Below are 24607 nucleotides of genomic sequence, written 5' to 3'. Positions count from 1 at the left end.
CGCTCTTGAGCGCCTCGTCCGAGAAGCGCGAGCGCCCGCCGGCCCCGGCTTCGACCCGCACCTTGGCGCCGAGCGCCGCGAGCTTCTTCACCGTCTCGGGCGACACCGCGACGCGAGGCTCATCCGGCCCCTCGGCCGTCACAGCTATGGTAACCATCGGACCATCCCGTTGACACGCTCGCACGCTGCACGCGGGGGACGAGACCGGCCAGGCCGGCCTTCGGCATCCCCCGACATTCGGAGAGCACCCGGTTTTCCGGAGCGGCACGCTGCGCCAGATCGAAGTGCCGGCGCTGTCCGGAGTCCGAGAACGCAGGTGCGAAAAGAGGTGAGGCTAGACGAGGAAGTACGCCATGCCCGACAACAGGATGACCAGGAAGATGATGGCGGTCTTGGTCCAGGCGAGGAAGTTGGCGTAGGTACGGTTGTGCTCGGCGTAGTCCATTGCCGGATGACCGCCCGAAGTGTTGACCCCCATAGTGATCCTCCCGTGCTGTTGCATCGTTGTCGAAGCTTGGTAACCCAAGCTTTGCAGCGCATCAAGCCCGCCGCTGGGCTCGCAAGACGCATGTCTATTGGCCGATCGGCACAACAAAGGGCCTAAATCTGGGCCCAATCCGATGTCAGTACCCATTCCGGCCCGACCAAAGGCTAACGGAGCATGTCCCAGGAGCGGATCATGAGCACTCGGAGAGGCACGAGCTTTGCCGTCGCGGGCGCCCTTTTGATACTGGCCGCCGCCGGGCCGGTCGCCGCGCTCGAGGAGCCGCCGGACGAGATGGCGGCGCTCAAGGCGTGCGAGAAGCGTCTCTGCACCATGGTGCTGGGCAAGAAGCCGACCGGCGACGACCTCGCCTGCGACGTGCAGAAGACCTGGGCCAAGTCCACGCTCAAGGAAGGCGAGAGCAAGGGCATGTCGTGGGGCTTCGGCGACGCGCGCTGCAAGGTCGACCTGAAGCTCGGGCGCGCCGACGTCGTGGCCGCGCTCACCCGGCCGAAGCACACGGTCCGCGTCCCGCCGCATCAGGTGAATTGCGTCGTCGAGCGCGAGGGCGAGCTGAAGCCCCTGACCGCGCGGCTCGCACCCAAGCTCAAGTTCAAGGACGGCAAGGCGGACAAGGTCTGGATCAACCTCGAAAGCATCGAGGGCCCGAGCGACGTCAAGTCGACGATCTGGGCCGCCGCGCAGCTCGAGGACACGCTCGGCATCTTCCACCGTCCGATGATCAAGTCGATCAACAAGTTCCTGCACCGCCAGTGCGCCCGCCGCTACGGCCCGGAGGCCGAGGCGGCGAAGAAGGACGACGCCAAGAAGACAAAGGTTGCCTCCGACAAGAGCGCGAAGCCGGCGGCGAAAGAAGCGCCGCCCAAAGCCAAGGCCTCGACCACCGGCCCCTGAACAGCATACCGCAATGACCTGCCACCACCGGTCCGCTCGCTCCTGGCAGACTTGCGTGGGTGCCGGTCTCCGCCGGCATGACGGAATTTTTGATGAAGCCGATTGCCACACACTCGACGTCATCCCGGCCAAGGCCGGGACCCACGCCAGCTCCTGCGCACTCTCCAGCTAGCTGCAAGCACGATCGGTCGGCAGCGCGCATCTATATCCTGCAACGTCGAGATTCTGAGATTTGTCTGGATGCCGGCCTTCGCCGGCATGACGGTGAAGTTGGGCTATTGGCATCGGGAAAATGAACGTCACCCAGGCAGCGGGAAGAACGCGCCGCCGCTCCAGAGGCCGAGGCCGCCGTCCGGGCCCTCGACCGCAAGCTCCACGAGATCATAGACCAGAGCGCGCGTGGCCAGCGCCTCGAGCCGCCCGCGCACGTGGACATAAGGCTTGAGCCCGTCGCCGGGACCGACGACGACGAAACGCAGCGGATGCTCCGGCCCGCAACGCACCACGTCGTCGACGTTGGTGCGGAACAGGAGCGACTGCCCGCGCCCCGCGCCCGATGTCTGCATCTCGACGGCGAGGAACGGCGCGTCGGCAACGGCGACGTCGACCTTCTCCGCGGGCGTCACGAGGTAGAACCGGCCGTCCGCGTCTCCTCGCAGCACGCGCGCGAAGAGCTTGACCAGCGCCCGCCGCGGGATGGGGCTACCTTGGTAGTGCCAGCTTCCGTCGCGCGAAATGCTGAGCCCGATGTCGCCACAATAGGGAGGATCCCAGCGCTCAACCGGGGCCGCGCCGTTCGCATCGGCCTGTTTCAGGAGATCCTCGAGCCTGTCCATCACCCGCGCCGCCGTCCTCGGCTAAAGAAATTCACGCTCCGAAACAACATGTTAAATCATATGCTCGGAAGCCACCGAAGGCGGCCGGCCAAGCCACTCCACATGCCCGGATTCCGGAACATTGCCCACGCTGCACCAGTTTTCCATGGGGACCTGGGGCACGGAGCGGCGCCGAAGCCGGGCGACGCAGGCGCGCAAGGACCACCTGATCAACGAATAAGGAGGTTCCCCAGGGCGTCTTACCGAGGTTTAACTTGACCGGGGACCGGTCCAGCCGGTCACATTCTAAGCTTACGCGCGTCAGCGCTTTGCGACGCCGCTCCAATGACAAGCGAGAGCCGGGATACTCCATGAGCACTGTTATCCAGACGGACGCGACGATCGTACCGAGGCTCGAGGCGGCGGCCGAGCGCGTGAAGCGCGCACACAAGGCAGCCGCCTCGGTCATCTTCGGCCAGGACGTCGTCATCGAGCGCACGCTGATCACGATCCTGTCCGGCGGCCACGCCCTCCTGATCGGCGTTCCCGGCCTTGCCAAGACGCTGCTCGTCGAGACGCTCGGCCGCGTGCTCGGCCTCGACGCCAAGCGCATCCAGTTCACGCCCGACCTCATGCCCTCCGACATCATCGGCTCCGAGGTGCTGGAGGAGGCGCCGGGCCAGCGCCGCTCGTTCCGCTTCATCAAGGGCCCGATCTTCACCCAGCTCCTGATGGCGGACGAGATCAACCGCGCCTCGCCCAAGACCCAGTCGGCGCTGCTGCAGGCCATGCAGGAGCACCACGTCACCGTGGCGGGCACCCGCCACGACGTGCCGCAGCCGTTCCACGTGCTCGCCACCCAGAACCCGCTGGAGCAGGAAGGCACCTACCCGCTGCCCGAGGCGCAGCTCGACCGCTTCCTGCTCGAGATCGACGTCACCTATCCCGACCTCGCCGCCGAGCGGCGCATGCTCTACGCCACCACCGGCACCGACGAGCGCAACGTCGAGACCGTGCTGACCGCCGTCGACCTGATGGCGATCCAGCGCCTCGTGCGCCAGATGCCGGTGCCCGACAAGGTCGTCGAGGCGATCCTGAAGCTCGTGCGCTCGGCGCGCCCCGGCACCGGCGCCAGCGCCGAGACGGACCGCTTCATCGCCTGGGGCCCCGGCCCGCGCGCGAGCCAGGCGCTGACGCTCGCTGTGCGCGCCAAGGCGCTCGTCGACGGCCGCCTCGCCCCTTCGATCGACGACGTGATCGAGCTCGCGGAGCCGGTGCTCAAACACCGCATGGCGCTCTCCTTCGCCGCCCGCGCCGAAGGCCAGGAGCTGGGTGCGCTGATCGCCCGCCTCGCCCACGCGGTGGAGTGAGCGGGATGGCGGCGCCCCGCGGGCACCTCCCGGGACAATCGGGCCAAGGAAGCGACGCGCGGGTGTTCACACTCGAGCGCGACGCCCACGCGGTCGCCGAAAAGCTGCCCGACCTGCTGCTCGAAGCCGACCGCATCGCGCAGACCGTGGCGCACGGCATTCACGGCCGCCGCCGCGCCGGCCCCGGTGAGACCTTCTGGCAGTTCCGCACCTACGAACCCCAGGACGCCGCCCAGCTCATCGACTGGCGCCGCTCCGCCAGCTCCGACCACCTCTACGTCCGCGAGCGAGAATGGGAGGCCGCCCATACCTTGTGGCTGTGGCCCGACCTCTCGCCCTCGATGGCGTTCCGCAGCCACCTTTCCCAGGTAACGAAGCGCGACCGCGCGCTGGTGCTGATGCTCGCCGCGGCCGAGCTTTTGGTGCGCGGCGGCGAGCGCGTGGGCCTGCTCGGCGTCACGCAGCCGACCACGAGCCGGCGCGCCTCGACACGCATCGCCGAGGCCATCGCCTCGCACGCCGACGCGCCCCAGCTCGCATCCGGCAAACCGTCGCCGACGCGCGTCAGCCGCTTCTCGGGCCTGATCCTGTTCAGCGACTTCCTCGACCCCATCGATGAGGTGCGCCAGAGCATCGAGACGCTCGCAGCGGGCGGCGCCACCGGACATCTGGTCCAGGTGCTCGACCCTGCCGAGGAGACGTTGCCTTATGAAGGCCGCACCGAGTTCCTGGCCTCCGAGGGCGGCGAGACCTGGATCGCCGATCGCGCCGAGAGCCTGCGCACGCGCTATCAGGCCCGCCTCAAGGCGCACCGCGACGCGCTGCAGGCGCTCGCCGTGCGGCTTGGCTGGACCTTCCTCGTCCACCACACCGACCGCCCGCCGACCGAGCCGCTGCTGACCCTCGTCATGCGCCTCGAAGGGCGCGAGCACGGCTACCGTTGGAGCGGCGCGGCGGCAGGCTCCGGGGCACCCCCGAGCGGCGTGGAAGGGGTCTCATGAGCATCGGCGCGCTGGCCTTCCTCAATCCATGGCTGCTGGCGGGACTCGCCACGCTGCCCCTGATCTACTGGCTCTTGAAGACTGTTCCGCCGCGCCCGAAACAGGTCGAGTTTCCGGCAACGCGCATCCTCGTCGGACTCGAGAACGAGGAGAAGACGCCGGCCAAGACGCCGTGGTGGCTGCTGCTCGTGCGCCTCGCCGCCGCGGCCCTCGTCATCCTGGCTCTTGCCGAGCCGGTCCTGAACCCGGCCCGCGACCGCGTCATGACAGGCACCGGCCCCGTCGTGGTCGTCCTCGACAACGGCTGGGCGGCCGCCAGCGGATGGACGCGGCGCAGCGCACTCGCCGAGGAGATCCTGGCCGAAGCACAGCGCCAGAGCCGGCCAGCCATCGTGGCCGAGACGGCGCCGGCGACGAAATCACGGACGCTCGCGCTCGAGGCACCGAGCGAGGCGCGCGCGACGCTCGCCGCCCTGCAGCCGCAGCCGCATGCCCCCGACCGCAAGGAGACGCTGGCGGCCCTCAACGCCACGCTCGCCGCGACGGGCACCCAATCCGCCAACATCCTCTGGCTCGCCGACGGCATCGACCACGACGGCGCCGCGGCAGCATTCGCCGAGGGACTCGAGAAGGCAGCCGGCGAGGGCACATTCGCCCTGGTGGAGGACGCGGGCGGCGACGAGCCGCTGGGGCTCACGGCCGGTGTCGGCGCCGACGGCAAGCTGACCGCCACCGTGCTGCGCACCGGCGGACCGGCGCGCGCGGGACGCATCGATGCCTTCTCCGCTCGCGGCCAGCGCCTGGGCGAGGCGACGTTCACGCTCTCGGGCGGCGCCTCGAACACCGACGTCGCCTTCGATCTGCCGCTCGAGATCAGGAACCAAGTGACGCGCATCGAGCTCGCCTCCGAGCGCTCGGCCGGCGCCGTGAGCCTGCTCGACGGACGCTCGCAGTGGCAGCGCGTCGGCATGATCTCGGGCGAAAGCCAGGAGCAGGCCCAGCCCCTGCTGGCGCCGCTCTACTACTTGGAGAAGGCCGTCCAGCCCTATGCCGAGATCGTGCGTCCGAAGGACCACAACCTCGCCCAGGGCATCGGCACGGTATTGAAACAAAAGGCGAGCGTGCTCATGCTCGCCGACATCGGCACGCTGTCGGGCGAGGTGAAGGACGAGGTGCAGGCGTGGGTCGAGCGCGGCGGCGTGCTCGTGCGCTTCGCGGGGCCCCGACTCGAAAGCGGCGGCGACGACTTGCTGCCGGTCGCGCTGCGCATGGGCGGACGCACGCTCGGCGGCGCGCTCTCGTGGTCGAGCCCGCAACCGCTCGCCGACTTCGACGAGAGCAGCATCTTCGCCGGCATCACCGTGCCGAAGGACGTGACGGTCTCCCGCCAGGTGCTGGCCGATCCGGCGCTGCTGACGCCCACCGTCAAGGTCTGGGCCCGCCTCGCCGACGGTACGCCGCTCGTCACCGCGGTGACGAAGGGCCACGGCCAGATCGTGCTGTTCCACGTCACCGCTAACTCCGACTGGTCGAACCTTCCCATGTCCGGCCTCTTCGTCGAGATGCTGCGCCGGATCACGGCCCTCGGCAGCCTCGCGCCCCAGGGCGGCGGAGAGGCCGACACCGTGGCCGACAGCACCGCGCCGGCGGAGACCCAGGCCCAAGACGCCTTCGCGCCGGTGCAGACGCTGGACGGCTTCGGCATCCTCCGTCCGCCGCCGCCCACAGCCGAGGCGATCCCTGCTGCAAACATTGCCAAGGTGAAGGCTAGCCTTGCGCATCCGCCGGGGTACTATGGGGCACAGGGGAGTCCGCGCGCGCTGAACGTCCTCGAGCAGGAGAGCGTCCTCGCACCACTTCCCCGCCTGACGGGGGCCCCACGCATGCTCTACGAGACGCAACCTTCGACACCGCTGGCTCCCGCGCTGCTGACCAGCGCCCTCGCCCTCATCTTCACCGACATCGTGGCGGTGCTGGCACTGATGGGCGCGCTCGGCTGGCTCGCCTCCCGGCTGAGGCCGCGCGCGCCGACGGCCGCCGGCCTCGCGCTCGCCGCGCTCCTCACCGCCGCCGGCCTCGCCCTGCCCGACCACGCGGCGGCACAAAGCGCCAACGAGGACGTCTCTCAGATGCCGGGCGGCGGCACCGCCCAGAAGGCAACCGAGAACGTCACCCTCGGCTATGTGCTGACCGGCGATCCCGGCGCCGACGCCACCAGCAGGTCCGGGCTCGAAGGGCTCTCCCGCGTGCTCGCCGTGCGCACGGCCGTGGAGCCCGGCGAGCCCATGCCCGTCGACATCGAGACCGACGAGATCGCCTTCTATCCCGTCCTCTACTGGCCGGTGATCGCGAGCGCCAAGCCGCTGCCGCAGCCCGCGCTGGCCAAAATCGACGCCTACATGAAACAGGGCGGCATGATCATCTTCGACACCCGCGACTACGGCAGCGGACTGCCGGCGGGCACTAACCTCGAAGGCCGCAACGGCGCCGCGCTGAAGCGCGTGCTGGGCGCGCTCGACGTGCCCCGCCTCGAGCCGGTGCCCGAGGACCACGTGCTGACCAAGTCCTTCTACCTCCTGCGCTCGTTCCCCGGCCGCTGGGAAGGCGGGCAACTCTGGGTCGAGGCGACCGACAACGACGGCGACAGCCGCAAGGCGCGCCGCGCCGATGGCGTCACGTCGATCATGATCACGTCCAACGATTTCGCGTCCGCCTGGGCCCTCGATGGCTCAGGCCGGCCGATCTATCCCGTGGTGCCCGGCGGCGAAAGCCAGCGCGAGATGGCGCTGCGCACGGGCATCAACATCGTCATGCACGCGCTGACCGGCAACTACAAGGCCGATCAGGTGCACGTGCCCGCGCTGCTCGAGCGCCTTGGGCAATGACGCGCGTCGAGAAGCCGAGAGCCGGGCCTGACGCCCGCGCGAGGAGAAAGGCATGAACTGGTCGATCGAGTTTGCGCCGCTGGTCCCGACCCCGCTCATCTGGGCGGCGGCGATCGTCGCGCTCATCCTCGTCGCCGTGCTGGTCCTGCGCAAAAGCCGCGGCGCCTTGTGGCGCGGGCTCGCGCTAGCCGCCCTCATCGCCGCGCTTCTGAACCCGACGCTGCGCGAGGAGGAGCGCGAGAGCCTCGCAAACATCGCCCTCGTCGTCGTCGACGAGAGCACGAGCCAAGCGCTCGACAAGCGCCCCGACCAGAAGGCCGCCATCCGCACCGAGATCGAGGCGCGCCTCGGCAAGATCAAGAACCTCGAGGTCAAATGGGCGACCTCGGCCAAGGGCGACACCACTGCCGGCCAGGGGACGCAACTCTTCGCCGCGCTCAACTCCGCGCTGACCTCGACGCCGCCCGACCGCATCGCGGGCGTCATCCTCATCACCGACGGCCAGGTGCACGACATCCCGAAGTCCACGTCCGCGCTCGGCTTCGACGCCCCCGTGCACACACTCCTGACCGGCACGCCGAACGAGTTCGACCGCCGCATCGAGACCATCGAGGCCCCGCGCTACGGTCTCGTCGGGCAGTCGCGCGACATCCGCGTCGCGGTGCGCGAGGCGGGACGGCGCCCGGGCTCGGGCGGCCCCGTGTCGCTGAGGGTGCGTCGCGAAGGACGCCCCGACGAGATCCGCACCGCGGCCATCGACGAGCACGTCACCATCGAGATGCCGTTCCCGCACGCCGGCACCAACATCCTCGAGGTCGAGCTCGAGACCGCACAGGGCGAGCTGACGCCGGCCAACAACCGCGTCGTCATCGTCGCCGAGGGCGTGCGCGAGAACCTGCGCGTGCTGCTCGTCTCGGGCGAGCCGCACGCCGGCGAGCGCACCTGGCGCAACCTCTTGAAGTCGGACGCCGCCGTCGACCTCGTGCACTTCACCATTCTGCGCCCGCCCGAGAAGCAGGACGGCACGCCGATCAACCAGCTCTCGCTGATCGCCTTTCCAACCAAGGAGCTGTTCTCGGACAAGATCCGCGACTTCGACCTCATCATCTTCGACCGCTACGAGCACCGCGGCATCCTGCAGCTCGCCTACTACGACAACATCGCCCGCTACGTGGAAGGCCACGGCGGCGCCGTGCTGGTGGCGGCCGGCGACGACTACGCGGGCATGACGAGCCTCTACCGCACGCCGCTGTCGCCGATCCTTCCCGCCGCGCCGACGGGGCGCGTGCTCGAGGAGCCGTTCCGCGCCAAGATCACCGAGGAAGGCTTCCGCCATCCCGTCACGCAGGGGCTCCTGGGCGCCAACGTCATCGGCCCCGACCGTCCCGCCACCTGGGGCCACTGGTTCCGCCAGGCCGAGGTGCGGCCCGACCACGGGCGCGTCGTCATGCAGGGTGCCGAGAACCAGCCGCTGCTGGTGCTCGACCGCAAGGGCAAGGGCCGCGTCGCCCTCCTCACCTCCGACCATGCCTGGCTGTGGGCGCGCGGCTACGACGGCGGCGGCCCGCACACCGATCTCCTGCGCCGCCTCTCGCACTGGCTGATGAAGGAGCCCGACCTCGAGGAGGAGCGCCTGATCGCCTCAGCACGCGGGTTGAAGCTCACCGTCGAGCGGCGCACGCTGGAAGATGGCGTCTCGCCCGTGACCATCTCCGCGCCCGGCGGCGAGCGCACCGAGATCACGCTCGAGCGCGAGCGTCCCGGCGTGTGGAAGACCACGCTCGACGTCAAGCTGCCCGGCCTCTACACGGCCGAGACGCAGGCCCCGTCGGGTCCGCTGACCGCCGTTGCCCACGCCGGCACCGAGGATCCGCGCGAGATGAGCGAGGTGGTGGCGACGGACGCGAAGCTGAAGCCGCTGATCGAGCAGACCGGCGGCGGCACCTTCTGGACCCGCACCGACGCGGCGAGCGCCGGTCGCGACGTGGCGCTGCCGCGCGTCTCGCTGATGTCGGGCGCGCGCGTTCTGGCGGGCTCCGGCTGGATGGGCCTCAAGGACCGCGAGGCGTTCGTGACCAAGGGCGTCAAGCTGACCCCGATGTTCACCGGCCTGCTCGCGCTCGCGACCCTGCTCGCCCTGATGGCCATGGCCTGGTGGCGCGAGGGGCGTTAGTACGGGGTTGCGCCGTCGTACGAGGATCCTGCTGGCGTAGCGATTGTGGTTGCCGACGTGGGTCCCAGCCTTCGCCGGGATGACGTTGAGAGGAGGCAGGCGGCATCCAGACAACAGACGTCATCCCGGCGAAGGCCGGGACCCACGCCAGGTTCCGCTTTCTCGACCTCGGATGATCACCACCGGAGCGGCCGACGGGAAGCATTCGGCTACGGCTTCCGCTTCAGCACGCTGATGCGGCCATCACCTTCGAGGCGCGCCACGCGCACATCCCGCACGTTCTCGATCTCCTTCTCGCGCAGTTGCCCCATCAGCTCGTCCTCGGTCAGCATCTCGCCGCGCAGAGCCGACGGCACAAAGCGTCCGTTCTCGATCAGCGTCACGGACGGCGCGGTGAGGATCGGCCGCAGCGCGGGGAACCGCCACGCCAGCCAGTCGATCACGTACTCCCAGAACACGATGGTGAGCACCAGCACGACGGCCTCGGTAACCGACTGATAGTCCTTGCCAAGCCCGTTCTGCGCCGCGTCCGCGATCAGCACAATAACGAGCAGGTCGGCGGGGCCGAACTGCCCCGCCTGTCGCCGCGCGATGAAGCGCAGGATGGCAAACAGCGCCAAGTAGAGGATCGTCCCGCGCACGACCACCTCGATAAGCCCAAGGCTGGGCACGAAAACCGCGTTCCAGTCGATGCTCATGACGGATCCCCATGGCTGCCACGCCGAGGGAACGCGCGGACGCCTCCATCCGTTCTGTGAGCATGTCATCCACGCTCGACAGAATGGCGTGTGCCGTCGTGAAGCGCGCAGAGGACAAGGCGCTCTCCATCGTCACGGCCGAATCCTGCACCGCAGGCGCGCTCGCGACCCTGCTCGCCGACACGCCGGGCGCGGGCGTCTGCTTCCACGGCGGCTTCGTCACCTATGCCAAGGCGTGCAAGACGGCGCTGCTCGGCATCCCCGCGCCGCTGATCGCCGTGCACACGGCCGTGAGCCGCGAGGTGGCGCAGCGCATGGCGACCGGCGCGCTGGCGGCGAGCGGCGCCGACATCGCCGTCGCCATCACCGGCGTGCTTGGACCGGAGCCGGACGAGGACGGCAACCCGGTCGGCCTCCTGCACATCGCGGTCGCGACACGCGGCGGGTCCGTGCGCCATGTCAGAGTACAGTCCGAAGAGAGATCCCGCACCGCCAACCGCGAGCGGGCCTTGTCGGAAGCCCTGCGCCTTCTCGACCGCATGCTCGCGTGACAGCCGTACACTCGTAAACGGCAAGCTTCCGCTCCGAGCGCAAAAGCAGACATCGAAGATCGTCGACCCAGGTCACCTATAGACCAATAGCGGACATTCACTTGGGCGGAATCTGTTACTTTTTCCGCCAGAGGGGCTCATGGAAAGGCCTCCCGGGGGTAGGGAATCGATGACCGAACGAATGGACGAGGCCGCCGCCGCGACGCGGCTGATGGAGATGGCGATCGCCCATTGGGCGGGCGAACTTCTGTTCCAGGCGGCGCGGATGAACCTGGCGGACAAGTTCTCGGGCGACGAACCGCGCAGCGCGGCGGACCTCGCCGCCGAATACGGCATGCGCCATCGCGAGTTCTACCGATACCTCCGCTCGCTGACCGGCCTCGGGCTGCTCGCTTCCGCGGGCGGCGACAGCTTTCGCCTGACCGACCTCGGCGCGGCGTTGAAGGAGGGCGCGACCGGCTCCACGCGTTCCGCCGTCATGGCGCTCCTCGGCGACATGGTGAAGCCGGCGTGGAAGGAATTCGAGCACGGCTTGCTCACCGGTGACCCCGGGTTCGAGAAGGCCCACGGGATGGGCCTGTTCGCGTATCTCCAGAACAACCCGGGCATGGCGCAGTTCTTCAGCGAGACGATGGTGGGCTTCCACGGCCGCGAGCCGCCGGCGGTGGCCGAGGCCTACGACTTTTCGGGAATCGGCTCGCTGGTCGATGTCGGCGGCGCCTCCGGCAACATGCTCGGCCATGTGCTGTCGCGCTATCCGGACGTGAAGGGCGTGCTCTACGACCTGCCCCACGTTGTGCCGGACGCCCCGCAACTGCTGGCCGCGCACGGCGTGGCCGATCGCGTGACGATCGAAAGCGGCAGCTTCTTCGAGCGCGTGCCCGCCGGCCACGACGCCTATCTCCTGAGCCACATCATCCACGACTGGGATGACGGCGAGAACGCGACGATCCTGCGCAACGTGCGCGAGGCGATGAAGCCCGACGGCAAGCTGCTGATCGTCGAGATGGTCCTGCCCGAGAGCGACGAGCCGCACATGGGCAAGATGCTCGACATGATGATGCTGCTCGTCCCCGGCGGCGAGGAACGCACGCCGAGCGAGTATGCGGCGTTGCTCGAACCGAACGGGTTTCGGGTTGCTCGTGTCGTGCCAACCGCGTCGGCGGTCAGCGTAGTGGAGGCGGTGAGAGCCTAGCGTTCCCCGTCCGGAAGGATCACTTGCCGAAACGTATGTGCGACGCCGGCACTGCTACCTGCCCAGCCCATCCATTCGCTTCTTGCCCGAGCGGGCGGACCCGGCGGGTCAGAGACACTACCACCCGGCCATGATCTCCCGTCTGATCGCGCTCTAAGCCGCACCGCCGGCGCCGGTCTTGACGACGACGCGGTAGCCCTTGGCTTCCAGCTGCGCCAGCACGCCTTCGAGATGCGAGCGGTCGCGCGTCTCGATGACGAGGTTGAGCTCCGTGCCGCGCGCCGGCAGGTCCGTGAACACGCGCTGGTGGTAGACCTCGACGATGTTGGCACCCGCCTGCCCGAGCACGGCCGAGACGCGCGACAGCTCGCCCGGCCGGTCCGGGATGTCGATGGTGAGCCGGGACAGCCGCCCCTCGCGCGCCAGCTCCCGCGTCAGCACGCTGGCGAGCAGGCGCGGGTCGATGTTGCCGCCGGTCAGCACTAGGCCGACCTTGCGTCCCTTCCAGCGCTGCCGGTCGGCCATCAGGGCGGCGAGCCCCGCCGAGCCCGCGCCCTCCACCACCGTCTTCTCGATCATCAGCAGCGCGAACGTCGCGCGCTCGAGGTCCGTCTCGCTGACCAGCACGATGTCGTCGACCAGCCGGCCGATGATCTCACCCGCAATCGCGCCGGGATCCGCGACCGCAATGCCCTCGGCCAGCGTGTCGCCGCGCGTCGGCAGGTGCGTGCCCTTGACCAGGTTGTACATCGAGGGATAGAGCGCGGCCTCGACGCCGACGATCTCGATGTCGGGCTTGAGCGCCTTGGCGGCGACCGCCATGCCGGCGATGAGGCCGCCGCCGCCCACCGGCACGATAAGCACCTCGAGATCGGGCGCCGCGTCGAGCATCTCAAGCGCCACCGTCCCCTGCCCCGCAATGACGAGAGGATCGTTGTAGGGATGCACGAAGACGAGGCCGTGCTCGGCGCCATAGACGCGCGCGAAGCGCGCCGCATCCTCGAGCGTCTTGCCCTCAAGGATCACGTGCGCACCCCAGCGCTTGGTGTTCTCGGCCTTCACCGCCGGCGTGCCTTCCGGCATCACGATGGTCGCCGGAATGCCGAGCCGCCCCGCGTGATAGGCGACGCCCTGCGCATGGTTTCCGGCCGACATGGCGATGACGCCGCGGCGGCGCTCGGCCTTGGTCAGCGCCGAGAGCCGGTTCAGCGCGCCGCGCTCCTTGTCGGACGAGGTGACCTGCAGGTTCTCGAACTTGAGCCAGATGTCGGCGCCGAGGTCGTGGGAGAGCGTCGTGCTGCGGTCGCAGGGCGTGCGCACCACCGCGCCCTTGATGAGCTTGGCCGCGCGCTTGACGTCGTCGAGCGTGACGGGAGTGAGCGTGTCCGTGCTGTCGGCCATTCGGTCCTTGCCTTGAGAGTGAGCCGCCCGTCCAGGGGGTTGAGCCCCAGCCTGAATTCGCTACAACGGCCGCACGACAGAGAAAATAGCGAGGGGAAGCGCATGGCCAAAGTGGCATGGATCGGCTTGGGCGTCATGGGCTATCCCATGGCGGGACATCTCTTGACGAGGGGCGGGCACCAACTCGCCGTCTACAACCGCAGCCCTGCCAAAGCGGAGAGCTGGGTGGCGGCCCACGGCGCGGGCACGCACCATCCGACGCCTGCCGCGGCCGCGGACGGCGCCGACCTCGTCTTCGCCTGCGTCGGCAACGACGACGACCTGCGGCAGGTGACGGCCGGCCCCGACGGCGCGTTCTCCACCATGCGCCCCGGCGCCATCTTCGTCGACCACACCACAGCCTCGGCCGACGTCGCCCGCGAGCTTAGCGCGGCGGCCAAGACGCGCGGCCTCGCTTTCATCGACGCGCCGGTGTCGGGCGGGCAGGCCGGCGCCGAGCAGGGCCAACTCACCGTCATGTGCGGCGGCGACGCGGACGCCTTCGCCACGGCCGAGCCCGTGATCCGCGCCTTCGCCAAGGCCGTGCGCCTGATGGGTCCTGCGGGCTCCGGCCAGCTTGCCAAAATGGTCAACCAGATCGCCATCGCCGGCCTCGTGCAGGCTTTGTCGGAAGCCATCGCCTTCGCCGAGAACGCGGGCCTCGACGTGGCGGCCGTCATCGACACCATCTCCAAAGGCGCGGCGCAATCCTGGCAGATGGAGAACCGCTGGCAGACCATGCACGCGCGCCGCTTCGACTTCGGCTTCGCCGTCGACTGGATGCGCAAGGACCTCGGCATCTGCCTCGCCGAGGCCAGGCGCAACGGCGCCGCCCTGCCGGTGGCCGAGCTGGTCGACCGTTTCTACGCCGAGCTCCAGGAGAAGGGCGGCGGCCGCTGGGACACCTCGAGCCTCATCGCGCGCCTGCCCTCGCCCGTCTCAGGAACCTGACCGCGGAATGACGACCGCGTCGCGAATTGATCTAAGATCCCGGACAGAATCGGACGACCGATCCATCCGGAGGTGAAGCCATGCCCATCACGGCCTTCTACGCTTCGCTGTTGGCGTTCCTGTTCGTGCTGCTGTCGGCGCGCGTCATCACCCAGCGCCGCGAGGCCAGGGTCGAGATCGGGGTGGGTGAAAGCTGGGAGCTGCTCAGGCGCTCCCGCGTGCACGCGAACTTCGCCGAATACGTGCCGATGGCGCTGCTGCTGCTCGCCTTCGCCGAAAGCCTCAAGGTGCCGTCCATCGCGCTGCACGCACTCGGCCTCGCGCTGCTCGTGGGACGCCTCGTGCACGCTTACGCACTGTCACAAAACCCACACATCCTGAGGCTGCGCGTTGTCGGCGTAACGTTGACGCTGACGACAATCGGCCTCGCCGCCTTCCTCTGCTTCCTCTTCGCAGGCCTCAACCTGATCGTCTGACTCCTCCCCCTTGACGGGGAGGACGACAACCATCAGCCGCTCTTGCGCTTCTCGTTGGGCGGGCGCGCGAAGGTGAGCGGCAGCGCAGTCGTGTGCTTGATCTCCTCCATGGCGAACGCCGAGGACACCTTGGCGATCTCGATGTTGGAGATGAGCTTCTTGTAGAACACATCGTAGGCCGCGATGTCGGGCACGGCGACGCGCAAGAGGTAGTCCACGTCGCCCGACATGCGGTAGAACTCGACCACCTCCGGAAAGTCCGACACCGCCTTGTGGAAGCGCTCGAGCCAAGCCAGGCTGTGCTGGTCGGTCTTGATGGAGATGAACACCGTTACGCCGGCGTTGACCTTGACCGGGTCGAGCACCGCCACGCGCCGCTTGATGACGCCGAGCTCCTCGAGCTTCTGGATGCGCCGCCAGCAAGGCGTGGTCGAAAGGCCGACCTCTTTGCCGATCTCGGCCACGGGGCGCGTGCAGTCCTCCTGCAGGATGGCGAGAATTTTGACGTCCATGTCGTCGAGCATGAAGAGACCGCACGGTTGAAATGGAATTCCGAAATATCGAGCTTTGGTAACATCAGTTTGTTCGGCCGTCCGGGTCAAGCGATTTGATCGGTTTATTTTTATCCTGGGCGCACGAGGTCGGCCACCTCGCGCCGGAGCACCGGCAGCAGCTCCGTCTCGAACCACGGGTTGCGCTTGAGCCAGGCGTTGTTGCGCCAGGAAGGATGCGGCAAAGGCAGGAATCGCGGCCGGCGGTGCCGCGCCAGAATCTGCCGGAAGTCGCGCACGGTCTCGCCGAGCGTGGCGCCGCATTCGGCCCCAAGATGCCAGCGCTGCGCGTACATGCCGACCAGCAGCACGAGTTCGAGTTGCTTGAGCAGCCCGAACAGGCGCGGACGCCAGAGCGGCGCGCACTCGGCCCTGGGCGGCAGGTCCCCGCCCGCCGCGTCGAGACCGGGAAAGCAGAACCCCATGGGAATGATGGCGATGCGCGTTTCGTCGTAGAACTCGGCATCGCTGACATCCATCCACGCGCGCAGGCGCACGCCCGAGGGATCGCTGAACGGCACGCCCGACGCGTGCACCCGCGTGCCCGGCGCCTGCCCGACCACGGCCAGCCGTGCCGTCGCCGAGACGCGCAGGACGGGGCGCGGCTGGTGCGGAAGCGGCACGCCGGACGGCGCCGCACGGCACTGCCGGCAGCTCCGGATCTCGCTGACCAGCCGGTCGAGCGCCCGCGTCACGCAATCAGAGGTCCCTTCACCCCGCGTTCGATCAAATCTCGCGGACGAGCCCATCCTCGGCGATGCTGACCGCGGGATGCGCAATCGCGGCGCGGTTCGCCAGCGCCTCCGGCCCGAGGTGCGTCAGCAGCACGTGCTTGGCGCCAAGCCGCGGCAGGTTGGCCTCGATCGTCCGCCAGTTGAGATGATAACGGGCCGCGCACGCGAAGGCGAAGCATTCGCAGATGAAGAGGTCGGCCCCCTGCGCGGCGGGCACCAGCGTCTCCACCCACTCCGTATCGCCGGAGAACGTGAGCACGCGGCCATCGACCTCGAAGCGGAGCGCGTAAGGCGTCGCCCCGGACGGATGGCTGACCACGAACGGCGTCACGGTCACGCCCCCCTCCTCGAGCGGCTGGAAGTCCTGCCAGGTCCGGAAGCGCAATTCGAAACGACGTTCAGTTTGGGTCGAGCCCGGAAACAACGCCTCGGCCGCCGCCGCGAAGCGGGCCTCGATCCCTGCCGGCCCGACCACGGTAAGCGGCGCCCGGCGCTCGGATACGTGCACGGCGTGGATCAGCCACCACACCAGCCCGCCGAAGTGGTCACCGTGCAGATGGGTCACGAAAATCGTTGAAACATCATTCGGATCAAAGCCTTGCCGAAAGAGGCCGGTCAGCGAAGTGGCCCCGCAGTCGATCAGGAAGGCGCCCCGGCTCCAGGCGACGTGAAAGCAGGTCTGCAATCGCCCCCCCGAGCCGAAGGCGTCGCTCGATCCGATGATGGTCAGCTTCATGTCGGCTCCCGCGCGCTTACGCCGATTGATCTTGCACCCTGCAGCGCTGCGCGCCGCACGCCTGTTCCCCCGGGAACAGACCTTCCCCCGCGAACAGACCGAGGTGGGGGTTCGGCCGGGGGTAAACCCATCGTTAGCTAATTCTGGGGGAGAGTAGCCGTGGGCAGAAGCCACGACCTATCACCCTCTCGAGACGCGCGACAAGGCCCCCTCTCGCCCGCGACCGAAGGCGTGCATTGGCCGTCGTGAACCCCTGCACGGCGGACGCGCATGGACAAAGAGACAAGAAAGAAGATTCTTGCCGACTTGAGGCAGCGTCACGCGGCCCGCAAGCACGCCGACCGGGACGTGAAGGCGGCGCGCGACCGTCTCACGCGCCGTAGCGAGATCAAGCCCGAGTTCGAGTACGAACTCATGGCCGTGTTCGCGCACAACGAGCTTTCCGCCGCCGTCACCATCTGGGCGCTCGCCGCCATCTTCGCGCTCGCCTCCATGTTCTGGGCGCCGTGGGCCGAGGGTTGCCTGTGGCTGCTTCTCGTCATCGCCTCCAAGGTGATCCTGCTCGAGCTGTGCCGCCGCTTCGTCGCCCAGGCGCGCCCCGAGGACGACCTCACGCCCTGGCGGCGCAAGTTCTTCCTGGCCGAGCTTTTCTCCGGTCTCGTCTGGGCGGCCTTCGCTCTGGTCGGCATCGACACGCAGAACGAGGCGGCGCAGTCGGCAGTGTTCTCCTCGCACGTCTTCATCTTCGCCTCGCTGATCGTGCTGCTCGCGGTCAGGATGACGTTCACCTCGACCATGATGAGCCTGCTCTACGTTGGCACCATCCCGATGACGATCGCGGTCTCGACGCGCCTCGTCATGCTGCACGAACCGTTCTACTACGCGCTCGCCACCATGGCGGTCGGCGTGCACATCTACTTCGTGTTCCTGGCCAAGGGCCTGCGCCAGACCACGCTGCAGATGCTGGCCTTCCGCGCGCAGAAGGACATCCTGATCGCCGAGCTCGACGAGGAGCGGCTGCTGTCCGACGAGGCGCGCCGTCGCGCGGAAGCCGGCAGCAAGGCCAAGTCGCGCTTCCTCGCCACCATGAGCCACGAGCTCAGGACGCCGCTCAACGCCATCATGGGCTTCTCCGAGGTGATGAAGGACGAGATGTTCGGCGAGCACTCGACGCCGCTCTACCGCGAGTATGCCAACGACATCTACGACAGCGGCCGCCATCTCCTGCAGCTCATCAACGAGATCCTCGACCTGTCGCGCATCGAGGCCGGCCGCTACGAGCTGGTCGAGGAGCGGGCGCACCTGGGCGACATCGCCCAGGACTGCCAGCGCCTCTTGGCGCTGCGGGCCAACGGCAAGGGCCTCAACGTCTACGTCAACATCGCGCCCGACCTGCCGCAGGTGTGGATCGACGTGCGCGCCATGCGCCAGATCTGCCTCAACCTGCTCTCCAACGCCATCAAGTTCACGCCCAAAGGCGGCAGCGTCACCATCACGGTGGCGCCGACGCCGGAAGGCGGACAGATGCTTTCCGTCCGCGACACCGGCCCCGGCATTCCCCCCGACGAGATCCCGAAGGTGCTGCAGGCCTTCGGCCAGGGCGCGCTCGCCCATGAGACGGCCGCAGGCGGCACCGGCCGCGGCCTGCCCATCGTGCAGAGCCTGATCGAGCTGCACGGCGGCGCGTTCGACCTCGCCTCGGAGCTGCGCAAGGGCACCGAGGTGCGCGTGACGCTGCCGCCCCAGCGCGTGCTGACCACGGTCGCCCCCTTGCAGCCGCTCGGCGCCGAGCGCCACCGCCAGCCGACGCCGCCCCCGTCGAGCCGCCAGCCGCACCTGCGCGTCACGCCCAAAGCCACCACCCCGACCGCGCGGCCGCCCCGCGTGGCCTAAGGCACGCTTGCAGCACACGCGACGAGGGGAACTGAACGGTCGGCATGTTTGACGCGGCGGCCGCGCTTGAGCGGAGGGGGCGGAGCCCCTAGATTGCGGGCCATGGAATCCCCCTGCATCAGAATCTGCGTCATCGATCCGGCGGACGGCCTCTGCGAAGGCTGCCGCCGCTCCCGTCATGAGATTGCCTGCTGGACGTCATACACCGACGCCGAGCGCCGCAGGATCATGCAGGAGCTCAAGACCCGCACGTCCGTGGTCAAGGACAGAATGCTTCGGGAAACGCCGTAGCCATGCTCGCAGTCCTGCTCGCCGTTCTCATCGGCCTGATCGCGCTCTTCTGGTCGCTCAACGGCGATACAGGCGAGGTCTCGACGCTGCTCGCCGACAAGTTCGGCTATCTCGTCGGCCTGCTCGCCCTCGGTGGCCTCTACCTCTTCGCCTCGACCGGCGACTATCGCGGACGCGGCCGCGACGCCGTGCGCCATGCGGTCATCTGGCTCGGCATCGGCCTCGCGCTGATCGTCGGCTACACCTATCGCGAGGAGCTGCGCACGGTCGTCTACCGCGTGGCCGGCGAGGTCCTGCCGCCGGGGCACACCATCCTGGTCGACACCACGCCCACGGGCGAGCAGGCCGTACGCCTGCGCCGCCAGGGCAACGGGCACTTCGTCGCCCGCGGCACGGCCAACGGCGTGAGCTTGTCGCTCCTCGTCGATACCGGCGCCTCGACCGTCGTCTTGAAGCCCGCCGACGCCGCGCGCATCGGCATCGATACCAACGCCCTTTCCTTCACCACGCCCGTCTCGACCGCCAACGGCACCACCTACGCCGCGCCCGTGCGCCTGAAATCGGTCTCCGTCGGTCCGCTGGAGGTGCGCGACGTCGAGGCGCTTGTCGCCCAACCCGGCGCCCTGAGCGAGAACCTGCTCGGTATGAGTTTCTTAAAGCGTTTGCGCTCCTATGAGTTTTCCGGCGATTTCCTGACCCTCCGCGGCTGAGATCGCCACCCAAGACAGCGGCCCCGAACCGCCGAGGGCCTGCACCGGGAGCGTCCGCACCATGGCCCTGTCCTCCGGCACGCGATCCTTGCTGGGCGAGCTGGCAAGCTGGACTGCGGCCGCCGCCATCCTCATCGCCGGCGTCGTCCATAACGACACCGTGCGCGCCACCGTGGGCGATGCCCTCGGCCTCGGGGCGGAATCGCCCGCAAGCCAGGTTGCATCGGACGCCGAACCGGCGGCCGCGCCATCCCACGGCGGCACCGAGGAGCTACGGGCCCATGCCGACGGACACTATTATGCCCGCGCCGAGGTCAACGGCCGCCCGCTCGACGTCATGGTCGACACCGGAGCCTCCATGGTTGCATTGACATACGAGGACGCCGAGCACGCCGGCCTGCGGCTTCGCCCGTCCGACTTCACGGCCCGCGTCATGACGGCCAACGGCGCCGCCGCCGTCGCCCCGGTGACGCTCGACCGTGTCAGCATTGGGCGCATCACGGTGCGCGACGTACGCGCCGCCGTGAGCGAGCGTGGCCGGCTCGACAAGACCCTGCTCGGCATGAGCTTCCTCTCGCGCCTCGAGCGCGTCGACATCAGCGCCGGGCGCCTGACCCTGATCGAGTGAGACCCGGCGCCGCGCCGGTGAACGATTAGCCACGTTGCGCGTTTCTAGCGGCCCGTCCTTGGCCGACGCCCCTGCGGTGGGGCATAAAGGCGCCGTGCACCGCACCGCTTTTTGCCGCATTCCGTTTCCATCACCCATCCGTCTTGCTGAGCCTTCGCAACCTCTCTCGGCAACCCCGAACAAGGTCTCTCGATGTTTCCCAAACCCCGCGCCGATTTGGTCCCCAACACCGCAGATTTCGAACGCCTTCCCCTCGTCAAGCCGACCGGCTTCCGCGAGTACGACGCCCGCTGGCTGTTCCCACAGGAGATCAACCTGATGGGGCTCAACGCCGTCGGCCTCGGCATGGCCGCGCTGTTCGACGAGCGCGGCGTCAAGAAGCGCATCGTCGTCGGCCACGACTACCGCTGGTACTCGGGCTCCGTGAAGCAGGCGCTGATCACCGGGCTCCTCGCCGGCGGCTTCGAAGTGCACGACATCGGGCTCGCGCTGTCGCCCATGGCCTACTTCGCGCAGTTCGCGCTTGACGTCGAAGGCGTGGCCATGGTTACCGCCTCTCACAACGACAACGGCTGGACCGGCATCAAGATGGGCCTCGCGCGGCCGCTGACCTTCGGCCCCGACGAGATGAGCCGCCTGAAGGAGATCGTGCTCGCGGGCGCCGGGAAGCCGCAGTCGGGCGGACGCTACATCTTCGTGCCCGACCTCGCCGAGCGCTACATGAAGGACTTGGCCGATCGCCCGCGTCTCAAGCATCCGCTGAAGGTCATCGCCGCCTGCGGCAACGGCACGGCGGGCGCCTTCGCGCCCAAGGTGCTGGAGGCCATCGGCTGCGAGGTGGTACCGCTCGACGCCGAGCTCGACCACAGCTTCCCGCGCTACAATCCGAACCCCGAGGACATGGAGATGCTGCACGCCATCGCCGAGGCGGTGGTCAAGCACAAGGCCGACGTCGGCCTCGGATTCGACGGCGACGGCGACCGCTGCGGCGTGGTCGACAACGAGGGCCACGAGATCTTCGCCGACACCGTGGGCGTCATGCTCGCGCGCGACATCGCCGCCCTGCACGACAAGCCGGTCTTCGTCGCCGACGTGAAATCGACCGGCCTCTTCACCACCGATCCCGTGCTCCAGGCCGCCGGCGCCAGGACGCTCTACTGGAAGACCGGCCACTCCTACATGAAGCGCTACACCTTCGAGCAGAAGGCGCTGGTCGGTTTCGAGAAGAGCGGGCACTTCTTCTTCCAACCGCCGCTCGGCCGCGGCTACGACGACGGCCTCGTCGCCGCCATCGCCGTCTGCGACATGCTGGATCGCGCGCATGGGAAGACCATCGCTGACCTGCGCCGGGCGCTGCCCAAGACCTACCAGTCGCCGACCATGTCGCCCCACTGCGACGACGAGAAGAAATACGGTGTGGTGGAGAAGGTGGTTGCCGATTACCAGGCGCTGGCGAAGAACGGGGGCATCATTGCCGGCCAGAAGATACGCGATCTGGTCACGGTGAACGGCGTGCGCGTGACGCTCGAGGACGGCACCTGGGGCCTCGTGCGTGCCTCCTCCAACAAGCCGGAGCTGGTGATCGTGGTCGAGAGCCCGGTGTCGGAGGAAAACAAGATCGCCATGTTCCGCGACATCGAGGCCCGCCTCGCCAAGTTCCCCGAGGTCGGCGAGTACAATCAGAAGATCTGAGCCTATTCCCCGTTGCCCCTGGGTCCCGGCTCTGCGCTCAGGCTGACGCCTTCGCTTGGCCCGGGACGACAGGCAGCGGAAGAACCGTCTCGCCGTGTCATCCCGGCCGAGCGGCGTAGCCGCGAAGAGCCGGGACCCAGGGGCCACTTGCCCTACCCTAAAACATCGAGACGAGCAGCCGCAGCGCCACGAGCGCCAGGAACACGGCGAAGGCAAGCTCGAGCTTGCGCCGCGAGATGCCGTGCGCGACACGCACGCCGAGCGGCGCGGCCAGCACGCTCGCCGACATGATGATGGCCGCGCCGAGCACATTGACGTAACCGAGCGAGAACGGCGGCAGCTCCGGGTTGCCCCATCCGGCCCACACGTAGCCGAGAAGCCCGGGGATGGCGATCAACGGCCCGAAGCCGCTCGACGTTGCGACCGCCTTCAGGATGGACCACCCGCAGAGCGTGAACAGCGACACCAGGAACATTCCGCCGCCGATGCTCATCAGCGTCGAGACGAGGCCGATCGCGAAGGCCGCGACCCGGATCGCCGCATTGTCGGGAACGTCGTTGGAAATCCGCCAGTCGTCGCGGCCCAGCGCCATCTTGATAGCGATGAAGCTGCCGCAGACGATCCACACCCACTTGAGCACGGTGCCGTTCACGCTCGAGACCAGCGCGATGCCGGCGAGCACGCCGGCGACGATGAACGGCGCCAGCCGGCGCACCACCGCCGTGTCGACCGCACCCTTCTTGAGATGCGCCCGGAACGAGGAGATCGCCGTCGGCACGATCACCGCGAACGAGGTGCCGAGCACCAGATGCATGCGCACGCTGTCCGGCACCTGGAGAAACGTGAACGTCTCGAACAATACCGGCACCAGGACGCCGCCGCCGCCGATGCCGAGCAGGCCGGCGAGGAAGCCGGTCATGACACCGCCGGCGAGCAAGGCAAGCACGAGCCAGACGAGGTCGCCGTTCGCGAGTGTGGAATGCATGGGAGAATGCGTCCCTATTCTGCCGCCACGGCGCTGGACGCGCGCCCCTCGGCAAGCGCGATCGCGTCCGTCAGGACATCGAGACCCGGCCCGTCGCCGACGCCGTGCTCGGACAGGTGCCGCCGGAACTGACGCGCCCGCGGCTGCCCGTGATAGAGCCCGAGGATGTGGCGCGTGACCGAGTTGAGCCGGCCGCCCTCGGCGAGGTGGCGGCGCACATAGGGCAGCAGCCGCTCAAGCACCTCGCCGCGCGCGGGCACCGGCACGTCGGAGCCGAACAGCGCCTGGTCGACGCCGGCGAGAATGTAGGGCGTCTGATACGCCGCGCGCCCGAGCATGACGCCGTCCACGTGCGCGAGATGTTCGGCGCACGCTTCCAGCGTCTCGATGCCGCCGTTGAGCATGATGGTGAGATCCGGCCGCGCCGCCTTGAGCCGGTAGACGCGCGCGTAGTCGAGCGGCGGCACCTCGCGGTTCTCCTTGGGCGAGAGGCCGTCGAGCCAGGCCTTGCGCGCATGCACGATGAAGGTCGTGACGCCCGCGTCCGCGACGGTAGCGACGAAGCGCGTGAGATCGGCCTCGGTATCCTGGTCGTCGATGCCGATGCGGCACTTGACGGTGACGGGAATGCGCACGGCAGCCGACATCGCGCGCACGCACGCCGCAACCAGTTCCGGCTCCGCCATCAGCGAGGCGCCGAAGCATCCCTCCTGCACGCGCGGCGACGGGCAGCCGACGTTGAGGTTGATCTCGTCGTAGCCGAACGCCTCGCCGACCGCCGCCGCCTCGGCAAGCTTGGCCGGATTGGACCCGCCAAGTTGCAGCGCCAGCGGACGCTCCTCCGCGCCGAAGCCGATCAGGCGCGCGCGATCGCCATGCAGCACGGCCTCGGCCGTCACCATCTCCGTATAGAGCCGCGCATGCCGCGTCATGAGGCGATGAAACGTCCGACAATGCCGGTCCGTCCAATCCATCATCGGTGCAATGCAGAATCTATGTGATTGATTTTTCACGTATTTTGACGCACTCTCAAAGGGTAAAGCGTGAACGTGAGCGCCCGCGTGTGCACTCATTTTCACGGAACGTCCCGCGAATTCTGCGTGTCACTGCACAGGATTCGCACACGCAGGGAGTGAGTGCACACGATGGCAACCTTCGCAAGGCTGGAGTCCGGTCACTGGCGTGCTCAAGTTCGCCGAAAGGGGCGCTACGCGTCGGACACTTTTCTCCGTCGGCGGGATGCCGAAACCTGGGCGCTCGAAGTAGAGCGCGCGATCGATCTCGGCCAGACCTCGCCGACCAAGTCTAGGAAGGCGCCGACCACATTCGGGGATTTGATCCGCATCCACGAGAGCGACCTCCAAGATGTCGGCAAGATAATCCGGCGATCGAAGGCTGCTGTGCTAGCCGCCTTGAAGGAGACACTCGGCAAT

General features: G+C 68.4%; 23 protein-coding genes and 2 pseudogenes. 15 read left to right on the top strand and 10 right to left on the bottom strand.

Annotation, left to right across the window (positions count from 1 at the left end; all coding sequences use genetic code 11):
• A pseudogene (locus IT540_RS16660) lies at positions 1-157 on the bottom strand (NAD(P)(+) transhydrogenase (Re/Si-specific) subunit alpha); the annotation flags it as partial.
• Between the two features lie 177 nt (positions 158-334).
• The gene (locus IT540_RS16655) at positions 335-478 is read right to left on the bottom strand and encodes an aa3-type cytochrome c oxidase subunit IV (RefSeq protein ID WP_291180541.1); all 144 of its coding nucleotides are present in this window, start codon (positions 476-478) and stop codon (positions 335-337) included.
• Between the two features lie 201 nt (positions 479-679).
• Here IT540_RS16655 and IT540_RS16650 point away from each other — a divergent pair, with 201 nt between their 5' ends.
• Positions 680-1399 carry a hypothetical protein gene (locus IT540_RS16650; RefSeq protein ID WP_291180539.1) on the top strand — a complete coding sequence of 240 codons (720 nt, stop codon included), beginning with the start codon at positions 680-682 and terminating at the stop codon, positions 1397-1399.
• A 299-nt stretch (positions 1400-1698) separates the two neighbouring features.
• Here the strand turns inward: IT540_RS16650 and IT540_RS16645 are convergent, their stop codons facing one another.
• Positions 1699-2235 (bottom strand): DUF1285 domain-containing protein, encoded by a 537-nt coding sequence (locus IT540_RS16645; RefSeq protein WP_291180537.1) that lies wholly within the window; start codon positions 2233-2235, stop codon positions 1699-1701.
• Between the two features lie 350 nt (positions 2236-2585).
• Here IT540_RS16645 and IT540_RS16640 point away from each other — a divergent pair, with 350 nt between their 5' ends.
• The 4 genes from IT540_RS16640 to IT540_RS16625 all read left to right on the top strand — a co-directional run bounded on the left by IT540_RS16640 (position 2586) and on the right by IT540_RS16625 (position 9643).
• Positions 2586-3584 carry a MoxR family ATPase gene (locus tag IT540_RS16640; RefSeq protein ID WP_291180536.1) on the top strand — a complete coding sequence of 333 codons (999 nt, stop codon included), beginning with the start codon at positions 2586-2588 and terminating at the stop codon, positions 3582-3584.
• 62 nt (positions 3585-3646) lie between these two features.
• The gene (locus tag IT540_RS16635; protein ID WP_366030132.1) at positions 3647-4585 is read left to right on the top strand and encodes a DUF58 domain-containing protein; all 939 of its coding nucleotides are present in this window, start codon (positions 3647-3649) and stop codon (positions 4583-4585) included.
• Positions 4582-7470, top strand: a complete 2889-nt coding sequence (locus IT540_RS16630) for a DUF4159 domain-containing protein (RefSeq protein WP_291180534.1) — start codon at positions 4582-4584, stop codon at positions 7468-7470. Before IT540_RS16635 ends, IT540_RS16630 begins: the two co-directional genes overlap by 4 nt.
• A gap of 52 nt (positions 7471-7522) precedes the next feature.
• Positions 7523-9643 carry a hypothetical protein gene (locus IT540_RS16625; RefSeq protein ID WP_291180533.1) on the top strand — a complete coding sequence of 707 codons (2121 nt, stop codon included), beginning with the start codon at positions 7523-7525 and terminating at the stop codon, positions 9641-9643.
• Positions 9644-9852: 209 nt separating this feature from the next.
• Here IT540_RS16625 and IT540_RS16620 read toward each other — a convergent pair whose 3' ends face one another.
• On the bottom strand, positions 9853-10341 hold the full coding sequence (locus IT540_RS16620; RefSeq protein WP_291180531.1) for a YetF domain-containing protein: 489 nt from the start codon (positions 10339-10341) through the stop codon (positions 9853-9855).
• A gap of 11 nt (positions 10342-10352) precedes the next feature.
• Between IT540_RS16620 and IT540_RS16615 the strand changes: the two genes are divergently transcribed.
• Together IT540_RS16615 and IT540_RS16610 are read left to right on the top strand one after the other, a co-directional pair.
• Positions 10353-10892, top strand: coding sequence for a CinA family protein (locus IT540_RS16615; RefSeq protein WP_291180527.1), 540 nt, complete (start codon positions 10353-10355; stop codon positions 10890-10892).
• 181 nt (positions 10893-11073) lie between these two features.
• Positions 11074-12087 (top strand): methyltransferase, encoded by a 1014-nt coding sequence (locus IT540_RS16610; protein ID WP_291180525.1) that lies wholly within the window; start codon positions 11074-11076, stop codon positions 12085-12087.
• A gap of 153 nt (positions 12088-12240) precedes the next feature.
• Here IT540_RS16610 and IT540_RS16605 read toward each other — a convergent pair whose 3' ends face one another.
• On the bottom strand, positions 12241-13488 hold the full coding sequence (locus tag IT540_RS16605; RefSeq protein ID WP_291180522.1) for a threonine ammonia-lyase: 1248 nt from the start codon (positions 13486-13488) through the stop codon (positions 12241-12243).
• Between the two features lie 102 nt (positions 13489-13590).
• On the opposite strand from IT540_RS16605, the gene IT540_RS16600 reads away from it, so the two are divergent.
• Together IT540_RS16600 and IT540_RS16595 are read left to right on the top strand one after the other, a co-directional pair.
• Entirely contained in the window at positions 13591-14478 is an 888-nt protein-coding gene (locus IT540_RS16600) for an NAD(P)-dependent oxidoreductase (protein WP_291180520.1), read from the top strand.
• A gap of 80 nt (positions 14479-14558) precedes the next feature.
• On the top strand, positions 14559-14954 hold the full coding sequence (locus IT540_RS16595; protein ID WP_291180519.1) for an MAPEG family protein: 396 nt from the start codon (positions 14559-14561) through the stop codon (positions 14952-14954).
• A gap of 32 nt (positions 14955-14986) precedes the next feature.
• Here the strand turns inward: IT540_RS16595 and IT540_RS16590 are convergent, their stop codons facing one another.
• From IT540_RS16590 to IT540_RS16580, 3 genes are all read right to left on the bottom strand, one after another.
• Positions 14987-15478: an Lrp/AsnC family transcriptional regulator gene (locus tag IT540_RS16590; RefSeq protein WP_291180518.1), complete on the bottom strand. Its 492-nt coding sequence runs from the start codon at positions 15476-15478 to the stop codon at positions 14987-14989.
• Positions 15479-15576: 98 nt separating this feature from the next.
• A complete protein-coding gene (locus IT540_RS16585) occupies positions 15577-16200 on the bottom strand; it encodes a uracil-DNA glycosylase family protein (RefSeq protein WP_291180517.1) in 624 nt (207 codons plus the stop codon).
• A 31-nt stretch (positions 16201-16231) separates the two neighbouring features.
• Entirely contained in the window at positions 16232-16975 is a 744-nt protein-coding gene (locus IT540_RS16580) for an MBL fold metallo-hydrolase (RefSeq protein WP_291180516.1), read from the bottom strand.
• A 270-nt stretch (positions 16976-17245) separates the two neighbouring features.
• On the opposite strand from IT540_RS16580, the gene IT540_RS16575 reads away from it, so the two are divergent.
• From IT540_RS16575 to IT540_RS16555, 5 genes are all read left to right on the top strand, one after another.
• On the top strand, positions 17246-18868 hold the full coding sequence (locus IT540_RS16575; RefSeq protein WP_291180509.1) for an ATP-binding protein: 1623 nt from the start codon (positions 17246-17248) through the stop codon (positions 18866-18868).
• Between the two features lie 102 nt (positions 18869-18970).
• Positions 18971-19159 carry a DUF1289 domain-containing protein gene (locus tag IT540_RS16570; protein ID WP_291180504.1) on the top strand — a complete coding sequence of 63 codons (189 nt, stop codon included), beginning with the start codon at positions 18971-18973 and terminating at the stop codon, positions 19157-19159.
• A 2-nt stretch (positions 19160-19161) separates the two neighbouring features.
• A complete protein-coding gene (locus IT540_RS16565; RefSeq protein ID WP_291180503.1) occupies positions 19162-19869 on the top strand; it encodes a TIGR02281 family clan AA aspartic protease in 708 nt (235 codons plus the stop codon).
• Positions 19870-19930: 61 nt separating this feature from the next.
• On the top strand, positions 19931-20497 hold the full coding sequence (locus IT540_RS16560; RefSeq protein WP_291180501.1) for a TIGR02281 family clan AA aspartic protease: 567 nt from the start codon (positions 19931-19933) through the stop codon (positions 20495-20497).
• 192 nt (positions 20498-20689) lie between these two features.
• The gene (locus tag IT540_RS16555) at positions 20690-22189 is read left to right on the top strand and encodes a phosphomannomutase/phosphoglucomutase (protein ID WP_291180500.1); all 1500 of its coding nucleotides are present in this window, start codon (positions 20690-20692) and stop codon (positions 22187-22189) included.
• Between the two features lie 157 nt (positions 22190-22346).
• Here IT540_RS16555 and IT540_RS16550 read toward each other — a convergent pair whose 3' ends face one another.
• On the bottom strand, positions 22347-23174 hold the full coding sequence (locus IT540_RS16550; RefSeq protein ID WP_291180494.1) for a sulfite exporter TauE/SafE family protein: 828 nt from the start codon (positions 23172-23174) through the stop codon (positions 22347-22349).
• A gap of 14 nt (positions 23175-23188) precedes the next feature.
• Positions 23189-24187 (bottom strand): tRNA dihydrouridine(20/20a) synthase DusA, encoded by a 999-nt coding sequence (dusA, locus tag IT540_RS16545; RefSeq protein ID WP_291180489.1) that lies wholly within the window; start codon positions 24185-24187, stop codon positions 23189-23191.
• A 132-nt stretch (positions 24188-24319) separates the two neighbouring features.
• Here dusA and IT540_RS16540 point away from each other — a divergent pair.
• Positions 24320-24607, top strand: a pseudogene (locus IT540_RS16540) (site-specific integrase); the annotation flags it as partial.

It is taken from the genome of Hyphomicrobium sp., from assembly GCF_020852195.1.
In the GTDB taxonomy this organism is placed as follows: domain Bacteria; phylum Pseudomonadota; class Alphaproteobacteria; order Rhizobiales; family Hyphomicrobiaceae; genus Hyphomicrobium_C.
Note: the sequence above shows the minus strand (reverse complement) of the source record. Positions and strands in the feature narration are given on the sequence as shown.